Source organism: Allobranchiibius sp. GilTou73, from assembly GCF_021391335.1.
GTDB classification, from domain to species: Bacteria; Actinomycetota; Actinomycetes; order Actinomycetales; family Dermatophilaceae; genus Allobranchiibius; species Allobranchiibius huperziae.
Map to the genome: position 1 here is coordinate 2,650,267 of NZ_CP090051.1, position 17,204 is coordinate 2,667,470.

At 70.9% G+C, this 17,204-nt stretch carries 17 protein-coding genes; 4 read left to right on the forward strand and 13 right to left on the reverse strand.

Annotated features, from left to right (window positions below):
* Positions 1–26: 26 nt before the first annotated feature.
* The 9 genes from LVQ62_RS13070 to LVQ62_RS13110 form a co-directional block, all read right to left on the reverse strand.
* Positions 27–701 (reverse strand): 1-acyl-sn-glycerol-3-phosphate acyltransferase, encoded by a 675-nt coding sequence (locus LVQ62_RS13070; RefSeq protein ID WP_208051829.1) that lies wholly within the window; start codon positions 699–701, stop codon positions 27–29.
* Entirely contained in the window at positions 694–1,383 is a 690-nt protein-coding gene (gene cmk, locus LVQ62_RS13075; RefSeq protein ID WP_208051828.1) for a (d)CMP kinase, read from the reverse strand. Before cmk ends, LVQ62_RS13070 begins: the two co-directional genes overlap by 8 nt.
* Positions 1,380–2,462 (reverse strand): prephenate dehydrogenase, encoded by a 1,083-nt coding sequence (locus LVQ62_RS13080; RefSeq protein ID WP_233762195.1) that lies wholly within the window; start codon positions 2,460–2,462, stop codon positions 1,380–1,382. The genes cmk and LVQ62_RS13080 overlap by 4 nt, the downstream gene beginning before the upstream one ends.
* Complete coding sequence (locus tag LVQ62_RS13085; protein ID WP_233762197.1) at positions 2,459–3,364, reverse strand: pseudouridine synthase; 906 nt, start codon at positions 3,362–3,364, stop codon at positions 2,459–2,461. Before LVQ62_RS13085 ends, LVQ62_RS13080 begins: the two co-directional genes overlap by 4 nt.
* 182 nt (positions 3,365–3,546) lie before the next feature.
* A complete protein-coding gene (gene scpB, locus LVQ62_RS13090) occupies positions 3,547–4,194 on the reverse strand; it encodes an SMC-Scp complex subunit ScpB (RefSeq protein ID WP_233762199.1) in 648 nt (215 codons plus the stop codon).
* Positions 4,187–5,131, reverse strand: coding sequence for a ScpA family protein (locus LVQ62_RS13095; RefSeq protein ID WP_370639624.1), 945 nt, complete (start codon positions 5,129–5,131; stop codon positions 4,187–4,189). Before LVQ62_RS13095 ends, scpB begins: the two co-directional genes overlap by 8 nt.
* Position 5,132: 1 nt before the next feature.
* Positions 5,133–5,987 (reverse strand): ParA family protein, encoded by an 855-nt coding sequence (locus LVQ62_RS13100; protein ID WP_233762203.1) that lies wholly within the window; start codon positions 5,985–5,987, stop codon positions 5,133–5,135.
* A gap of 101 nt (positions 5,988–6,088) precedes the next feature.
* Entirely contained in the window at positions 6,089–7,012 is a 924-nt protein-coding gene (gene xerD, locus LVQ62_RS13105; protein WP_233762205.1) for a site-specific tyrosine recombinase XerD, read from the reverse strand.
* A 69-nt stretch (positions 7,013–7,081) separates the two neighbouring features.
* Positions 7,082–7,873, reverse strand: coding sequence for an SCO family protein (locus LVQ62_RS13110; RefSeq protein ID WP_233762207.1), 792 nt, complete (start codon positions 7,871–7,873; stop codon positions 7,082–7,084).
* A gap of 116 nt (positions 7,874–7,989) precedes the next feature.
* Here LVQ62_RS13110 and LVQ62_RS13115 point away from each other — a divergent pair, with 116 nt between their 5' ends.
* Positions 7,990–8,601 (forward strand): hypothetical protein, encoded by a 612-nt coding sequence (locus LVQ62_RS13115; RefSeq protein ID WP_233762209.1) that lies wholly within the window; start codon positions 7,990–7,992, stop codon positions 8,599–8,601.
* A gap of 63 nt (positions 8,602–8,664) precedes the next feature.
* Here LVQ62_RS13115 and hisS read toward each other — a convergent pair whose 3' ends face one another.
* Positions 8,665–9,987 carry a histidine--tRNA ligase gene (gene hisS / locus LVQ62_RS13120; RefSeq protein WP_233762211.1) on the reverse strand — a complete coding sequence of 441 codons (1,323 nt, stop codon included), beginning with the start codon at positions 9,985–9,987 and terminating at the stop codon, positions 8,665–8,667.
* 24 nt (positions 9,988–10,011) lie between these two features.
* Positions 10,012–10,707, reverse strand: a complete 696-nt coding sequence (locus tag LVQ62_RS13125; protein ID WP_233762213.1) for an MBL fold metallo-hydrolase — start codon at positions 10,705–10,707, stop codon at positions 10,012–10,014.
* 104 nt (positions 10,708–10,811) lie between these two features.
* Here LVQ62_RS13125 and LVQ62_RS13130 point away from each other — a divergent pair, with 104 nt between their 5' ends.
* The 3 genes from LVQ62_RS13130 to LVQ62_RS13140 are packed head-to-tail and all read left to right on the forward strand — an operon-like array spanning position 10,812 to position 14,199.
* Positions 10,812–11,537, forward strand: a complete 726-nt coding sequence (locus LVQ62_RS13130; RefSeq protein ID WP_233762215.1) for a peptidylprolyl isomerase — start codon at positions 10,812–10,814, stop codon at positions 11,535–11,537.
* A complete protein-coding gene (locus tag LVQ62_RS13135) occupies positions 11,534–12,913 on the forward strand; it encodes a DUF349 domain-containing protein (protein WP_370639625.1) in 1,380 nt (459 codons plus the stop codon). Before LVQ62_RS13130 ends, LVQ62_RS13135 begins: the two co-directional genes overlap by 4 nt.
* An 8-nt stretch (positions 12,914–12,921) precedes the next feature.
* Entirely contained in the window at positions 12,922–14,199 is a 1,278-nt protein-coding gene (locus tag LVQ62_RS13140; RefSeq protein WP_233762219.1) for a M18 family aminopeptidase, read from the forward strand.
* A gap of 67 nt (positions 14,200–14,266) precedes the next feature.
* Here the strand turns inward: LVQ62_RS13140 and LVQ62_RS13145 are convergent, their stop codons facing one another.
* Together LVQ62_RS13145 and LVQ62_RS13150 are read right to left on the reverse strand one after the other, a co-directional pair.
* Positions 14,267–14,803: a GNAT family N-acetyltransferase gene (locus tag LVQ62_RS13145; protein ID WP_233762221.1), complete on the reverse strand. Its 537-nt coding sequence runs from the start codon at positions 14,801–14,803 to the stop codon at positions 14,267–14,269.
* A complete protein-coding gene (locus tag LVQ62_RS13150) occupies positions 14,790–17,201 on the reverse strand; it encodes a bifunctional (p)ppGpp synthetase/guanosine-3',5'-bis(diphosphate) 3'-pyrophosphohydrolase (protein ID WP_233762223.1) in 2,412 nt (803 codons plus the stop codon). Before LVQ62_RS13150 ends, LVQ62_RS13145 begins: the two co-directional genes overlap by 14 nt.
* Between the last annotated feature and the right edge of the window lie 3 nt (positions 17,202–17,204).

The window sequence follows — 17,204 nt, forward strand, 5'->3', positions numbered from 1 at the left end:
GAAAGGGATGCCCGGCGCACACGTGATCAGGCGGCGTCCCGCTCCCCCACCGGCAGGGTCATCCCCGTCTCGGCCAGCGACTCCAGCACATGGGTCGCGAGCCGCTCGCGGATCAGCGCGGTGGCGAGCCGCAGTCGTTCGCGGCCGGTGACGTCCGGGTCTGTCTCGACATGGAACGGCTCCCCGAAGACCACCCGCACCCGGGCCCGCGGCAGCGGCCAGGAGTCCTTCGTGCCTCCCGCACGCCAGGTGCCGAGGGTCGCCACCGGTATGACGGGTGCTCCCGACTGCAGCGCCAGCCATGCCGCGCCCTGCTGCGCGTCGCGCACGGACCCCGAGCCGCGGGTGCCCTCGGGGAAGACCCCGAGCGCGCCGCCCTGGCCGAGCAGATCCTTCGCGGCGGCCAGCGCCACCCGGTCACCGGTGTTCTGCCGGATCGGGATCTGACCGGTGCGGCTCAGCACCGCTCCCCACGCGGAGGTGAAGTAGGTGTGCTTGACCAGGAACCGCACGGTCCGGGGCGACAGGCAGAAGATGACCGGTCCGTCCAGGAAGCCGGTGTGGTTGGAGACCACGATCACCGAACCGGTCCGGGGCATCCGCCCCGCATGCACGGCGCTCGCGCTGTAGACGACCCGCACCAGCGCGGCGCCGAAGAGGCGGCCGGCGTTCGCCAGGGGCGCTGCCCGTAGCTCAGTCACGGCCCCGTCCTTCATCCACGACGGCCAGCACCGCCTTGACCGAGCCGTCGAAGTCCAGGTGCGAGGTGTCGACGGTCACGACGCCGTCCGCGGCCGTCATGAACGAGGCCACCGCCGAGTCCCGCTGATCGCGATCGACCACCTGGGCCCTCGTCGCTGCCGCGGTCGAGGCCAGCTCGCCCGCGCGCCGCGCGATCCGGGCCTCCTCGCTCGCGGTCATCAGGATCCGCACCGTGGCGTCCGGCGCCACGACGGTCGTGATGTCACGCCCCTCGGCGACCACGCCGCCGGTCTCAGCCGCCACTCGCGCCATCAGCTCGCGCTGCCGCCGGATCAGCTGCTCGCGCACGCCCAGGTTGGTGGCGACGTCGGAGACGGCGGACGACACGGACGGCGTACGGATCGCGGCCGCGATATCGAGGTCGCCCACCTGCACGGTCGGCGCGGCAGGATCGGTGCCCATCGCGAGCGGGAACGTCTGCGCCTCACGCGCGACCGCCGACCGGTCGTGCAGGTCGATGCCACGATCCACACACCACCAGGTCAGCGCCCGGTACATCGCCCCCGTGTCCAGGTAACCGATCCCCAGAGCCGTGGCGACCGCCTTGGAGACGCTCGACTTGCCCGTCCCGGACGGGCCGTCGATCGCGACGATCAGCAGACCGTCTTCAGCCAAGCTCATTCGTGGACCTTCCAGCCTCTGTTTCCCAGCTGCGTCATCAACCGATCCACGGCCGACGGCAGCACCGACAGTTCCGCGATGCCGAGCGGGGCGCCCACACCGTGTTCGAGGCGCAGGTCCTCCAGGTTGACGCCCGCGTCTCCCACGTCCTGGAACAGCCGGCCGAGCGCGCCCGGCTCGTCCGGGACGAGGACGACGACGGTGGCGTACGCCGTCGGCGCGGCACCGTGCTTGCCCGGGATCCGGGCGTGCCCCAGCTGGCCGTCCCCGATGGCCCGGGCGACCACGCCGCGCGCGCCGTCGCCGTCCTGCGCGGCGATCGACGCCAAGGCGCCGGCGACCGCGTCGAGATCCTGCGCGACATCGCGCAGGACGGGTGCGAGCACCTCGGCGTTGCCCGCGAGAATCTGGGTCCACAGCAGCGGGTCGCTCGCGGCGATCCGTGTGACGTCGCGAATTCCCTGCCCTGCCAGGGCGACTGCCTCGTCCGGCAGCTCGCGCAGCCGGCCGGCGACCAGGCTCGCCGCGACCTGCGGCAGGTGCGAGACGTACGCCACGGCCCGGTCGTGAGCGTCCGCGCCCATCGTCACGACCGCGGCCCCGGTCGACCGGGCGAGTTGGCTCACCCGGTCCGCTGCCCCGGCCTCGCTGCCCTCGTGGGGGCACACCACCCAGGTGCGGCCCTCGAAGAGATCGGCCTGCGCGGCGACCGCGCCGGAGCGCTCGCGCCCCGCCATCGGGTGCGAGCCGACGTAGCGGCCCAGGTCGGACGCGGCGGCCGACGCGCGCACCTGCGCCAGCACCGTCGACTTCACCGACGCGACGTCCGTCACGATGGCGCGCGGCCACCGGACGAGTGCGTCGAGGACGACGGTTGCCGCGACGTCCGGCGGCGCCGCCACCACGACGACGGCGGGGTCGTCGGGCTCGCGCGCCGCGCCGGCGCCGAGATCGGCCGCCAACGCGAGCGCCGTCGGGGACGGGTCGTACAGGGTCACCTCGACCCCCTCGCGTGACAACGCGAGGCCGAGCGACGTCCCGATCAGCCCCGCGCCCACGACGTGGACGGGCGAGCTCACAACCCGGCTGCCTTGTAGAGCCCGGCGATCTCCCGGCTCGAGAGAGGACGCAGCTTGCCCGGGCGCAGCTCGCCGAGCTGCACCGGACCGACGTCGGTGCGCACCAGGGACTCGACCGGGTGCCCGGCTTCCTCTAGCAGGCGACGCACGATGTGGTTGCGGCCCTCGTGCAGCACGACCTCGACCATCGCCCAGCCCGGCCGGGAGTCCACGACCCGGAAGGAGTCGACCTTGACCATGCCGTCCTCGAGCTCCACGCCCTCGCGCAGCTGGCGGCCGAGCGCGCGCGGTACGGGGCCGGGCACGACCGCGACGTAGGTCTTGGTCACGCCGTACGACGGGTGCTGCAGTCGGTTGGCGAGCTCACCGTCGTTGGTCAGCAGCAGCAGCCCCTCGGTGTCGACGTCGAGGCGCCCGACGTGGAAGAGCCGCTCCTTGCGCCCCTCGAGGTACTCCCCGACCGAGGGTCGACCGAGCTCGTCGTTCATCGTGGAGATGACGCCGGTGGGCTTGTTGAACGCCAGGTAGACCTTGCTGGAGTCCAGCTGCACCCGCTCGCCGTCCACGTGGATGATCTGGCGGTCCGGGTCGACCCGGATGCCGAGCTCGGTGACCCGGTGTCCGTCGACCTCGACCCGGCCGGCGGCGATCAGCTCCTCGCAGACCCGGCGGCTGCCGACGCCCGCGGTGGCCAGCACCTTCTGCAGGCGTTCACCGCTCGGAACGTGTTGATCGACGGGGGTCTTCGGCTTCTCGCGCGGCGGCGTGACCTGCCGGGCGGGTCGCTTGGCGGTGCGGCCGGGTGAGGGACGGCCCTTGCGACGCGACGATCCGCCGCCCTTGCCGGCGCCCTTTCCACTGCCCTTGCCGGCATCGGAGGAGGAACTTCGTGGGGTGCTCATGCGGGGTCCTCGCGAAGTATTCGGCGGAGCGCAGCGGGGGAGAAACTTCGTGGGGTGCTCATGCGGGGTCCTCGCGAAGTATTCGGCGGAGCGCAGCGGGGGAGAAACTTCGTGGGGTGCTCATGCGGGGTCCTCGCGAAGTATTCGGCGGAGCGCAGCGGGGGAGAAACTTCGTGGGGTGCTCATGCATGTCCTTCTTGGATCAGTTCTTCGATGACGTCGGCGTCGGGGAGGTACGGCGCGAGGGCGGGCAACTCCTCCAGGGAGGTGAGCCCGAGTCGCTGCAAGAAATAGGGCGTCGTGCCGTAGAGACCGGCGCCGCCCTCCTCCGACTCGCCGATCTGGGCGATCAGTCCGCGGGTGAGCAGGGTGCGCACGACTCCGTCGACGTTGACCCCGCGTACGGCGCTGACGCGCGAACGGGAGATCGGCTGACGATAGGCGATGACGGCCAGGGTCTCCAACGACGCCTGCGTGAGCTTGGCCTGCTGGCCGCCCATCAGGAAGCGCTCGACCACCGGCGCATAGTCGGCGCGGCTGTAGACACGCCAGCCGCCGTTGATGCAGCGGAGGGTGAAACCGCGGCTCTGCGCGGCGTAGCCGGACTCCAGCCGCTGCAGCACCTCGCGGATCTCCTCCACGGGGAGGTGCAGTCCGTCGGCCAGTTCGTCCTCGGTCAGCGGCTGGTCCACGACCATGAGAACCGCCTCGACGGCGCCGGCCATGCCACCCGGCAGCTCGCCCAGGTCCAGCTCCAGCTGCGCCTCGGCGTCCGGGACGTCGGGCTCTCGGACGTCGGGTGTGGCGATCTCGGGCTCCTGCTCACTCATCGTGCTCGTCGCCCTCTCCGGTCGGTTCGTCGAATTCGTCACTCACGTCCACCTCGCCGGCGCCCGTCCAGCGCACCCGCAGCTCGCCCAGTGACTCGGGCTGGTCGAACGCGACGGCCGCTTCCTTGAACAGCTCCAGCAGGGCCAGGAACCGCGCCACGATCACGAGGGTCGAGTCCGCGTCGGCGACCAGTTCAGCAAACCCGAGCGTATGCCGTTCTCGGAGCATCGCCGACACGATGACCGCCTGCTCACGCACGTTCACGGTGGGCGCGTGCAGGTGGGTGAGGCCGACCGTGGGCTCGGGACGCGGCGTCATCGCGCGCGCCGCGATACGTGCCAGCTGCTCGGGTCCCACGCCCATCACCAGCTCCGGCAGCAGCGCTGCGAAGCGCTCCTCCAGCCCCGCCTGCCGGGCCGTGATCCGCCCAGCGGTGGCCATTCGGTCGGCGAAGAACGCCGCGACGTCCTTGAACGCGCGGTACTGCAGCAACCGCGCGAAGAGCAGGTCGCGTGCCTCGATCAGCGCGAGGTCCTCCTCGTCCTCGGCTGTGCCGCCGGGCAGCAGCCGCGACGCCTTGAGGTCCAGCAGGGTCGCCGCGATGAGCAGGAACTCCGAGGCCTGGTCCAGGTCCCACTCCGCCGCGCCGTCCTCGCGCACTGCCCGGATGTGGGCCACGAACTCATCGGTGACCTGGGCCAGCGCGATCTCGGTGACGTCCAGCTGATGCTTGGAGATGAGCCCCAGCAACAGGTCGAACGGGCCCGAGAAGACGTCGAGGTGCACCTCGAACGGCGTGCTCGCGCTCCGCCGAGTGAGGACACCGCCCGGAGCTTGCGGCTGGCCGTTCCGCTCGGGAGCGACGGACGGAGGGCGCTCGGGAGGGGCAACGGGCCCAGTGGGCCCAGCAGGTCCGGTCGCGTCGGCGCCGGTCACGTCACGCGGCGGCGCCGCGAGAGATGAGCTCGCGGGCCAGCTGCCGGTAGGCCTCAGCGGCGCCGTGACCGGAGGCGTACCTGGTGATGGGCTCGGCGGCCAGGCTCGCGTCGGGGAACTTCACAGTGCGGTTGATCGCCGTGTGCAGCACGTCCTCGCCGAAGTGGTCGACCACGGAGCGCACCACGTCGCGGCTGTGCAGGGTGCGCCCGTCGTACATCGTGGCGAGGATGCCATCCAGGCGCAGGCTGGGATTGAGCCGGTCGGTGACCTTGTCGATGGTCTCGATCAGCAGGGCGACCCCGCGCATCGCGAAGAATTCGCACTCCAACGGGATGAGGACTCCGTGCGACGCGGTCAGCGCGTTGACGGTCAGCAGGCCGAGCGACGGCTGGCAGTCGATCAGGATCACGTCGTACTCGTCGGCGACGGGTCGCAGCACGCGGGAGAGCACCATCTCGCGGGCCACCTCACCGACCAGCTGCACCTCGGCGGCGGACAGGTCGATGTTGGCCGGTAGCACGTCCAGGCCGGGGGTGGTCGTCTGCTGGATGACGTCGTGCACGTCGTGACCACGCTCGACCAGCAGGTTGTAGACGGTCACGTCCAACTCGTTGGCACGCACGCCCAGGCCCACGCTGAGCGCGCCCTGCGGGTCGAAGTCGACCAGGAGCACCTTGCGGCCGTACTCGGCCAGGGCGGCGCCGAGGTTGATGGTCGAGGTGGTCTTGCCGACCCCGCCCTTCTGGTTGCACATGGCGATGATGCGGGCCGGCCCGTGCGCGGACAACGGGCGCGGGGCCGGGAAGGTCGGAAGGGGGCGGCCGGTCGGGCCCACCTTGTCTGTCGAACTCACGGCTGATCTGTGCTCTTCCGGGTAGGGCGTCGTACGGCTCGCGCCGATCGCGGTTCAACCTAACGCATGCCGCACCCACCGGGCCCGCCCGTCGCCGGTCGTCACCGTGCGCGGGGGTGGGCGGCGGCGAACACCTCCCGCAGCTGCTGCACCGAGACCATCGTGTAGATCTGCGTCGTCGTCACCGAGGCATGGCCGAGCAGCTCCTGCACCACCCGCACGTCGGCGCCGCCTTCGAGCAGGTGCGTGGCGAAGGAGTGCCGCAGCGTGTGCGGGCTGATGTGCCCGCTCAGGTCAGCGCGTTCGGCGCTGGCCTGCACGATGTTCCACACGGACTGGCGCGAGAGCCGGGTGCCGCGCTGCCCGACGAAGAGCGCGGGGGTGCCCTTCCCCGTCGCGACCAGCGCGGGACGCCCCCGCACCAGGTACGCCGTGAGCGCGTCCTTGGCGTAGCCGCCCAGCGGGATGATCCGCTCCTTGCTGCCCTTGCCGAGGACCCGCACCGCATCGGTGTCCAACTCCAGGTCGTCCACGTCCAGTCCGGTGGCCTCGCTCACCCGGGCGCCCACGCCGTACAGCAGCTCCAGCAGTGCGCGGTCGCGCAGCGAGGCAGGGGTGTCGCCCACCGAGGCCGCCGCGAGCAGGCGTTCGACCTGGTCCAGCGGGATGGCCTTGGGCAGCCGCCGCGGCGGACGCGGGGGCGTGACCTCGGCGGCGGCGTCGGCGATGGTGTCCCCTTCCAGGGTGAGGAACCGGTGGAAGCCGCGCACGGCCACCAGGTTGCGCGCCGCGGACGACGCGGCCAGCGGCGGATGCTCCGTGGTGCCCTCCCGCAGGGTGGCGGAGTATTCCGCCACGTCCGCCTCCGCGATCGCCGCGGGGTCGGTGATGCCGCGGGCAGCGAGGTAGGCGACATACCGGCGCAGGTCGCGGTCGTACGCGCTCAGCGTGTGCTGGGACACCCCGCGCTCGACCCGCAGGTGGTCCAGCCACCCGCGCACCGCCCGTTCGATCCCACCCGCCACGACGCACCATTCAAGGTCATCGCGGCCGCGATGGGTGCAGGCCGCGCCGGGCGCGGGGACGACGGTGCATCAGGCGGCCGACCGGCCCGACACCCACGACAGCACGCGCTGCGCCTGAGCCTGCGTCCACGCCTCCGCGGAAGCCGAGGACAGGTTGCGCCGCCCCTCGGCGTCCATGAAGTGCTGCAGGGTCTGCGGGATGGAGCCCTTCGTGGCGTACGGGGCACCTTCCAGCACGAAGCGCTCGCGCCCCCGCGGGTCGAGGAAGAACACCTCGTCGGAGTGCTGCACGTCGTAGGTCAGCGGTTGCCCCGTGCGCCAGTTGCGCGGTGTCGGCCCCGCATCGTCGCCGACCTTCTGGCGCCAGACACCCAGGTAGTTCCACAGCGCGTTCACCGCCGACGGCGACCCGGTGAGCGCCATCCAGTTCGCGGGCGGCGGGGTGAAGAGGCGCCGGTACGCCGCGAGCTGGGCGACCGTGTCGCGCTGTGGGTCGACGGTGATCGAGAGGAACTCCTCGCCGGCACCGCGACGGGCGGCGTCCTCCGCCCGCGCCGTCTGCACCAGCGTGGCGGTGTCGGCCGGGCAGGTCTCCTGGCACAGCGTCATGACGTCGGAGATCGCGACCGTCTTGCCCGCGAAGTCCGCCAACCGCACCGTGCGACCGTCGCTTGCGGTGAACCGCAGGTCGCGGATCGACGCCGGGAGCGCGCTGTCGAGCGGCGTCCCGATCCCGTCCATAGCGCTCGATGCCGGGGAATCGGACGCCTGGCTGTGGCCCGCACCCGATGCCTGCGCGGAGCATGCCGCCAGGCACACCACCGCGGCAACCGATGCCGCCACCGTCTTCAACCGCCCCACGCCCGCGATGGTGGCACCGCAACCTGAGCGGTTCCCGCACTAGGTTCGTCAGCAGGCTGAGCTCGCGATCGACGAGGGCGGAGGCGACCGCGACCATAGAAACTGCGACGGAACCCATGAAGCTGTACGCCGACCGCCAGGACCGGTTGATCCGCCAGATCGTCTTCGACGCGCTGGTGGCGATCTGGGTGATCGCCTGGGCGCGCGCCGGGTGGGCGGTCTACCGGCACACCGTCGCCGCCAAGAGCGGCGCGCGGGACCTGTCGGCCGGCGGGGAACGGCTACGGACCCAGATGGGCAACGCCGCACGTGCCGTCGACGGGGTGCCGCTGGTCGGCGGCAAGCTCAAGGAGCCCTTCGTGCAGGCGCAAGGCGCGGGCAGCTCGATGACGAACGCCGGTCACCAACTCGGCGACACGATCGAGACGCTCGGCCGGGTGCTGGGTTCTCTCACGGCGGGCATCCCGATCGCGATCGGCCTGTTGATCTGGGCGCTCGTCCGCCTGCCCTACGTACGGCGCGCCTCCCGTGCCCGGTCGCTGACACGCACTCCCGGCGGGATGGACCTGCTGGCGTTCGACGCCCTGCGGTCGGCCACACCGCGCGAGCTCGCAACCGTCGGCGACGAACCCGTCGACGGGTGGCGCCGCCGCGACCCGGAGACCATCGAGGCGCTCGCGCGGCTGCGGCTGCGCGCCCTCGACCTGCAGCTGGAAGAACTGCCCTAGCAGCAATTCGGACATGCACAGCGGGTCACAGATGACCCGGTGTGCATGTCCAAAAGCGAAGGCTCAGGGCAGGACGAGCGTCGGGCGAAGGTCCGCCTCCGGCGGCGACCAGGTGTCGCGGTCGGCGGCCACCTGTTCACCGCTGCGGATGTCCTTCACCTCGTCGCCGTCCTCCGCCGGGAACCACACGAACGGGATGCCCCGCCGGTCGGCGAACTGGATCTGCTTGCCGAACCGAGCGGCCTTCGGAGCGACCAGCGTCGCGATCCCCCGGGCCCGTAGCGCCGCCGCGACCCGCATCGAGTCCGAGCGGGACTCCTCGTCGGTCACCGCGACGAGCACGGCGGCGGGCGTCTCGCGGGACGCGGTCAGCCCGCCCTCGGAGATCAGCAGCCCGAGCAGCCGGGACACCCCGATCGAGATGCCGACACCCGGGTAGGTGCGCTTGCCGTCACTGGCCAGGGCGTCGTACCGGCCGCCGGAGCAGATGGAGCCGAAGTCCTCGTGGCCCTCGATGACCGTCTCGTAGACGGTGCCGGTGTAGTAGTCCAGGCCGCGCGCGATCTTCAGCTCGGCGGACAGCACCCCCGGTGCGTGCTCGTTGCCGGCGTCCATGACCGCCGCGAGCTGCGCCAGGCCCTCGTCCAGCAACGGGTGCTCCACGCCGAGCGCGCGCACCTGCTCCACGAAGCTGCTGTCCGGTGTCGCGATGCCCGCGAGGTCGAGGCACCTGCCCGCCTGCTCCTCGCTGAGGCCGGCTGCCAGCAGGACCTTGCGCACGCCGTCCGCACCGATCTTGTCCAGCTTGTCCACTGTCCGCAGCGTGCCCGCGACGTCCTCGATGCCCAGCCCGAGGTAGAACCCCTCACAGATCTTGCGGTTGTTGACCTGGATCTTGTACGGCCCGATCGGCAGTCGGGAGAACGCGTCCGCGATCACCAGCGGCAGCTCGACCTCGTAGTGCCCGGGCAACGTGTCGGCCTCCACGATGTCGATGTCGGCCTGGATGAATTCGCGGTAGCGGCCGCGCTGGGGCCGCTCACCGCGCCACGCCGGCTGGATCTGGTAGCGGCGGAACGGGAAGGTCAGCTTGCCGCCGTTCTCCAGCACGTACCGCGCGAACGGCACCGTGAGGTCGAAGTGCAGACCGAGCGCGGGGGTGCTGCCGTCGTCGCCCGCGAGCCGGCGTACGCCGTAGATCTCCTTGTCGGCGTCCTCCCCCTGATCGGACAGCCGCTCGACCGGCTCCAGCGCGCGGGTGTTGACCGACGCGAACCCGTGCAGCTCGAAGACCTCGCGGATGGTGTCGAGGAAGTGCTGCTCGACGATCCGCTGTGTCGGCAACCACTCCTGGAAGCCGCTGATGGGGGTGACTCTGCTCGCCATGGGGTGCGTGAACGTCCTTCTCGTCTAGAGGTTCTGCAAGTAGGGGTTGGTGGCGCGCTCCCGCGCCATCGTGCTGCCGGGTCCGTGCCCGGGCAGCACCAGCGTCTGATCGGACAACGGGAGCACGACCTCGCGCAGCGACGTCGTCATCGCCTCGGAGGACCCGCCGGGCAGGTCGGTGCGCCCGATCGACCCGGCGAAGAGCACGTCGCCGGTGAGCATCGTCGTCGTGCAGTCGGCTTCGTCCGGTACGCCGTCCGGGATCCCGTCCACCCCGAACATCACCGAGCCCTCGGTGTGTCCCGGTGCGTGCAGCACCTCAAGGGTGAGGCCGGCCAGGTCGAGGCTGGCGCCGCCGTCGACCTCGACGATGTGCGACGGCTCGGTCCAGGTCGCTGCCCTGCCGAACTGCTGCTCGAACATCGCCAGCAGCCCCCCGTCCAGGGATCGGAGGGGATCCTCGAGCCGGTAACGGTCCTCGCGGTGGATGTAGGCCCCGAGCTCCCCGCCGCACACGGGGGTCACGGAGTACACATGGTCCACGTGCCCGTGGGTCAGGAGCACGGCACTGGGCCGCAGCCGCTGCTCGCGCAGCACCTCGGCCAGGGTGTCCGTGACGCCGATCCCCGGGTCGACCACGATGCACTCCTGCCCCGGCCCGGTCGCCAGCACGTAGCAGTTGGTGCCGAACACGGCGGCGGGGAAGGCGAGAGCGAGCACCGCGCGAGCCTACCGACGGGCGGTCGGCCCCTTCTAATCCGTTGCCTACACTGCCGGAAGGCACCACGATCGGTGCCGGTTCGTGTCGAGGCGAGGAGGGGTGCGTGCGACGTTCACGTGGCGCGGTGATCTGCGCGGTCCTCGCAGCGGCCGGTACGACGAGCGCGTGCGGCTCGCAGGTCGCCTCGGCCGGAGGCACGACCACGTCGTCCGTGTCCGCGACGCCGCTCGCGACGACCACCAAGGGCACGTCCGTGTCGCTGCACTGCGGAGCCGCTCCGACCGGGCGCAGCGGCTCCCCCACTCTGAAGCTGCCTGACAAGAGGACCGCCGCCGGCCGAACGTTCACCGCAACCATCCAGACCAATTGCGGCACCATCACCGCTCAACTGTTCGGTGCGAAGGCGCCGCAGACGGTTGCCTCCTTCGTGGCGTTGGCGAAGTCGTACTACACGAAGACCCCGTGTCACCGACTCACGACGTCCGGCATCTACGTGCTGCAGTGCGGCGACCCGACCGGGACGGGCAACGGTGGTCCCGGCTACGCGTACGGCATCGAGAACGCTCCGGCGGACGCGATCTACCCGGCCGGCACGCTGGCGATGGCCCGCACGCAGGATCCGAAGAGCAACGGCAGCCAGTTCTTCATGGTCTACCGGGAGAGCACGATCGATCCGTCGACCGGTGGATACAGCATCTTCGGGCGGATCACCTCGGGCCTGCCGATCCTGCAGGCTCTCGCGAAGAAGGGCGTCAACGGCGTGGGGGACGGTCCCCCACACCAGCACATCGGCATTCTGAAGATCACCGTCACCGAACAGAAGGCATGAGAGCCGTGTCAACGGACATCCCCAAGCCCCATCCCACTCCCGGCCCGCGTCCCGGCCCCAAGCCGGGCGCTCCCGCAGCCGGACCTGCCGCGGCGCAGCCCGTAGCGGTCGCCACCCCGGCGAGCAACGCCGCGTCGTTCGGCAGGGTCGCTGAGGACGGCACGGTCTTCGTGCGCACCCCCGACGGTGAGCGTGAGGTGGGCAGCTACCCGGATGCCACGCACGACGAGGCCCTGGCCTACTTCGCCCGCAAGTACGACGAGCTCGCCGCCTCAGCGGCACTGCTCCTGCAGCGTGTGGTCCAGACCGACCTGTCGGCGGGGGCCGGTGGTGAGCAGCTGAAGCACCTGCGCGCCAGCGTGCGCGACGCCAGGGTCGTCGGCGACCTGCCCGCCCTCGACGCCACCTTGGAGCAGATCGCCACAGCGCTGAAGGCCAAGGGTCAAGTCGAGGGTGAGCTTCGTGCCGCGGCGCGCGAAGTCGCGATGACGGCACGGGAGGCACTCGTCGCCGAGGCGGAGAAGATCGCCGCGGTGCCCGAGCGCAGCATCCAGTGGAAGACCAGCACCGCGCGGATGCGCGAGTTGCTCGATGAATGGAAGACCTCGCAGCGCACCGGGGTTCGCCTGGAGAAGGCCGCCGAGAACGCCCTCTGGACCCGGTTCAGCGCTGCGCGCAACGGCTTCGACAAGGCGCGGCGTGCGCACTTCGCCGCCCTGGACGACGAGCACACGCAGGCCAAAGCTCGCAAGCGTGAGTTGGTCGCCGAAGCAGAGAAGCTGTCGACCTCCACCGAGTGGGGTCCGACGGCAGGCGCGTTCAAGCGGCTGATGAGCGAGTGGAAGCATGCAGGCCGCGCAGCCCGCTCCGACGATGACAAGCTCTGGGAGCGCTTCAAGGCCGCCCAGGACACCTTCTTCCACGCCAAGGACGAGGTGGTGGCGGCCGAGAATGTGGAGTTCGAGGCCAACCTGGTGGTCAAGGAAGGACTGCTCAAGGAGGCCGAGGCGATCCTGCCGGTCAAGGACCTGGGCGGCGCGAAGGCCTCGTTGCGCGGGATCCAGGACCGCTGGGACGCCGCCGGCAAGGTGCCACGCAAGGACATGGAACGGGTCGAGAAGGCCATGCGCCGGATCGAGACCACCGTGCGGGACGCCGAGAACACCCGCTGGAAGAGGACCGACCCGGAGATCGCGGCCCGCGCCAACTCGATGGTCACCCAGCTGGAGCGCGCGGTCGCCGACCTGCAGGCCGATCTGGACAAGGCGACGGCCGCCGGCGACGAGCGCAAGGCCGCCGAAGTCCAGGAGTCGCTGACCGCACGCCAGGCCTGGCTCGACCAGGCCCGTGGGGGCGCGGCGGAGTTCGGCGAATAGTGGGCAGCGTGACGGCCGCCGAGGGCCTGGTCGACTACCTCAACGCGAGTCCGTCGCCGTTCCACGCATGCGCGACGACGGCGGCCCGGCTGACGACGGCAGGGTTCGTGCAGCTGCACGAGGCCGACGCCTGGCCCTCCGAGCCCGGTCGCTACCTCGTCGTGCTCGGCGGCTCGCTGATCGCGTGGTCGACGGAGCATGCGGCCGGCGCGGCGACGGCGTACCGGGTCGTCGGAGCCCACACCGATTCCCCGAACCTGCGCATCAAGCCTCGCCCCGACCTCGCCCGCGCCGGCTGGCAGCTGCTCGGGGTCGAGGTGTACGGCGGCCCGCTGGTCTCCAGTTGGCTCGACCGTGACCTCGGGCTCTCGGGTCGGGTCGCAGTGCGCGACGGGTCCGGCGTACGCGCCGAGCTCTTCCGCGACGACGACCCGGCGCTGCGGGTCTCGCGCCTCGCGATCCACCTCGACCGCAGCGTTCGTGAGGGCGAACAGCTGAACCCCCAGCAGCACCTGGCGCCGCACTGGGGCCTCGGCGAGACCCCCGGAGACTTTCGGGCCTATCTGGCGCAACAGGTCGGAGTCGATGCCGCCGACGTGCTGGGTTGGGACGCGATGACGCACGATCTGCAGCCCGCCCGCGTCTTCGGGCGGGAGCGCGACCTGGTCGTCGGCGCCCGGATGGACAACCTGGCCACCTGCCACGCAGGCACCTCGGCGCTGGTGACGGCCCTGGAGCGGCCCGCGACGGACCCCGTCCTGCCCGTCTTCGCGATGTTCGACCATGAGGAGGTGGGCAGCGTCTCCGAGCGCGGCGCGGCCAGTGTGTTCCTGCCCGTCGTGCTGGAGCGGATCACCGCCTCGCTCGGCGGCCACCGCCAGGACCACCTGCGGGCGCTGGCCGGCAGCGTCGTCGCATCGGGGGACATGGCCCACGGCACCCACCCCCACTACGCCGACCGTCACGAACCGCAGCACCAGATCGCGGTGAACGGAGGTCCGGTGCTCAAGATCAACGCCAATCTGCGCTACGCCACCGACTCGATGGGCGCGGCCGCGTTCCGGCTAGCGTGCGAGCAGGCCGGCGTACCCGTGCAGGAGTTCGTGACCCGCTCGGACCTGCCCTGCGGCTCGACGGTCGGGCCGGTCACCTCGGCCGGCACCGGTGTCAGCACCGTCGACTTCGGCGCCGCCACCATCTCGATGCACTCGGTGCGCGAACTGGTGGGCGCAGCGGACCAGCAGATGTACGCCGACGCGCTCGCGGCGTTCCTCTCCCCCGCGTGATCCACGGTGAATGTCCGCGGAATCGTGCGGACGGGTACGCGGAAACGCGGACAACCGCGGGGGCAGGTCAGCGCAGGTCGAGCACGTACATCATCTTGTCGAAGCGGCGACCCCCGGCGACGATGAAGTCGCCCAGCACGCCGTATCGGCGGAATCCGACCGACTCGTAGAGGGACTGGGCGCGCACGTTGTCGTCGCGGAAGTCGACGGTGAGCTTCTCGACGCCGGCTCGGCGGGCGGTCGCGACCAGTTCCCCGCACAGCCGGCGTCCGACGCCGGCGCCCTGCCAGGTGTCGCCGACGGCCAGCAGGGTCAGGTCCGCGTGCCGGGCGGTGGTCGGGCGTGCATAGCGCTCCCAGTAACCGAAACCCGCGAGGTGCCCTTCGTGGCGGGCCACGAGCAGCGCCGCGTCACCCTCGGCCGCCGTGGCGATCCGGGACAACAGCGCCGCGATCTCCGCGCGCGGAGGCGGAGTCAGCCAACCGAGGGCGGCCCCGCGGGTGATCAGATCGCCGAGCAGTCGGGTGCACTGATCGATGAGGGTCTCATCGAGTCCGCCGTCGGACAGGGACCGCACCGACAGGACGGTGTCAGGTTGCGGCACGTGCGGCTTCCGTGTCAGGTCTGTCCTGGGCATCCGTCGGGTCTCGCGGCTCCGCGTCGGCCGCCGCACGCGAGGTCTCATCGGTACGCCGGTGCCCGGACCCGGTGATCCGGTAGACGTCGAAGACGCCGTCGATCTTGCGCACGGCCTGGATCACGTGGTTGAGGTGGCTGGGGTCGCCCATCTCGAACGTGAACTTCGAGAGCGCCACCCGGTTGCGACTGGTCGCGACACTGGCCGACAGGATGTTGACGTGCTGGTCGGACAGCACCCGCGTCACGTCGGAGAGCAACGCGTTGCGGTCCAGCGCCTCGACCTGCAGCTGCACCAGGAAGACGCTTGCTGCCGAGGGTGACCAGGCGACCGCCAGGATGCGCTCGGGCTGGTTGCGCAGCTGCTCGACGTTCTTGCAGTCGCTGCGGTGCACTGAGACCCCGTTGCCCGTGGTGACGAAACCGATGATGTCGTCGCCCGGCACCGGCGTGCAGCACCGCGCGAGCTTGACCCAGACATCATCCGTGCCGACGACGGTGACGCCGGGATCGGTCTGGCGACGGCGGGCCGTGCCGTGCGGGATGGTCGCCTCGGCGAGGTCCTCCGTCGTCGCCTCCTCGCCGCCGAGCGACGACAGCAACTGGCTCACCACGTGATCCGCGGACACGTGACCATCACCGATGGCTGCGTAGAGGGTGTCGATGTCGTGGTAGTGCAGGCCTGTGGCGACCTCGGTCAGCGAGTCGTGCGACATCAGGCGTTGCAGTCCGACGCCCTGCTTGCGCACGTTCTTGGCCAGCGCCTCCTTGCCGGACTCGATGGCCTCCTCGCGGCGTTCGCGGGAGAACCACTGCCGGATCTTGTTACGCGCCCGCGGGCTCTTGACGAAGTTGAGCCAGTCGCGGCTCGGGCCCGCGCCGTCGGCCTTGGAGGTGAGCACCTCGACCACGTCGCCGTTCTCCAGGGGCGACTCCAGGGGCACCAGTCGGCCGTTGACCCGCCCGCCGATGGTGTGGTGGCCGACCTCGGTGTGCACGGCGTACGCGAAATCCACCGGCGTGGAGCCGGCCGGCAGCCCCATCACCTCGCCCTTGGGCGTGAAGACGTAGACCTCGCGGCTGCCGACCTCGAAGCGCAGCGACTCCAGGAACTCTCCCGGATCGCTGGTCTCCCGCTGCCATTCCAGCAGCTGGCGCAGCCACGCCATGTCGTTGACCGGCCCGTCGCGGGTGTCGAGGGCCGACCCGCCGGCCCCCGCCCGCGCGTCCTCCTTGTACTTCCAGTGCGCCGCGACGCCGTACTCCGCCCGGCGGTGCATCTGGTAGGTGCGGATCTGTATCTCGACCGGCTTGCCCTCCGGCCCGATGACCGTCGTGTGCAACGACTGGTACATGTTGAACTTCGGCATCGCGATGTAGTCCTTGAAGCGCCCGGGGACGGGGCTCCATCGCGTGTGCAGCGTGCCCAGCACCGCGTAGCAGTCGCGCACCGACTCCACCAGGACACGGACCGCGACGAGGTCGTAGATCTCCTCGAAGTCGCGGCCCCGCACGATCATCTTCTGGTACACGGAGTAGTAGTGCTTGGGACGGCCGGTGACGGTGGCCTTGATCTTGGCCGAGCGCAGGTCGGCGCTGACCTGCTCCCCCACGCCCTTGAGGTACTCCTCGCGCGCGGGCGCCCGGTCGGCGACGAGGCGGGCGATCTCGTCGTACACCTTGGGATAGAGCGTCGCGAAGGACAGGTCCTCGAGCTCCCACTTGATGGTGTTCATACCCAGCCGGTGGGCGAGCGGCGCGAAGATCTCCAGCGTCTCGGTGGCCTTGCGCTGCGCGGATTCGACCGAGACGTAGCGCCACGTGCGCGCGTTGTGCAGGCGGTCGGCGAGCTTGATGACCAGCACCCGGATGTCGCGGGCCATCGCCACGACCATCTTGCGCACGGTCTCGGCCTGCGCGGCGTCGCCGTACTTGACCTTGTCGAGCTTGGTGACCCCGTCGACGAGCATGGCGATCTCGGCGCCGAACTCGGTCTTCAGCTGATCCAGCGAGTACGCCGTGTCCTCGACCGTGTCGTGCAGCAGTGCCGCCGCGAGCGTCGGCGGCGTCATGCCCAGCTCGGCCAGGATGGTCGCCACCGCCATCGGGTGGGTGATGTACGGGTCGCCGCTCTTGCGCAGCTGCCCTTCGTGGCACCGCTCGGCCACGGCGTACGCGCGCTCGATGACCGACACGTCGGCCTTGGGGTGGGTGGTGCCCACGGTCCGCAGCAACGGCTCCAGGGCTCGGTTGCTGCTCGACCGGGGACCACTGAACCGCACGAGCCGGGCGCGTACCCGCGAGGCTGCGGCGGACGCGGCTGCGGACGAAGGCGCCGCTGTGGCCCCGCCGTCCTCAGCACTCATGGA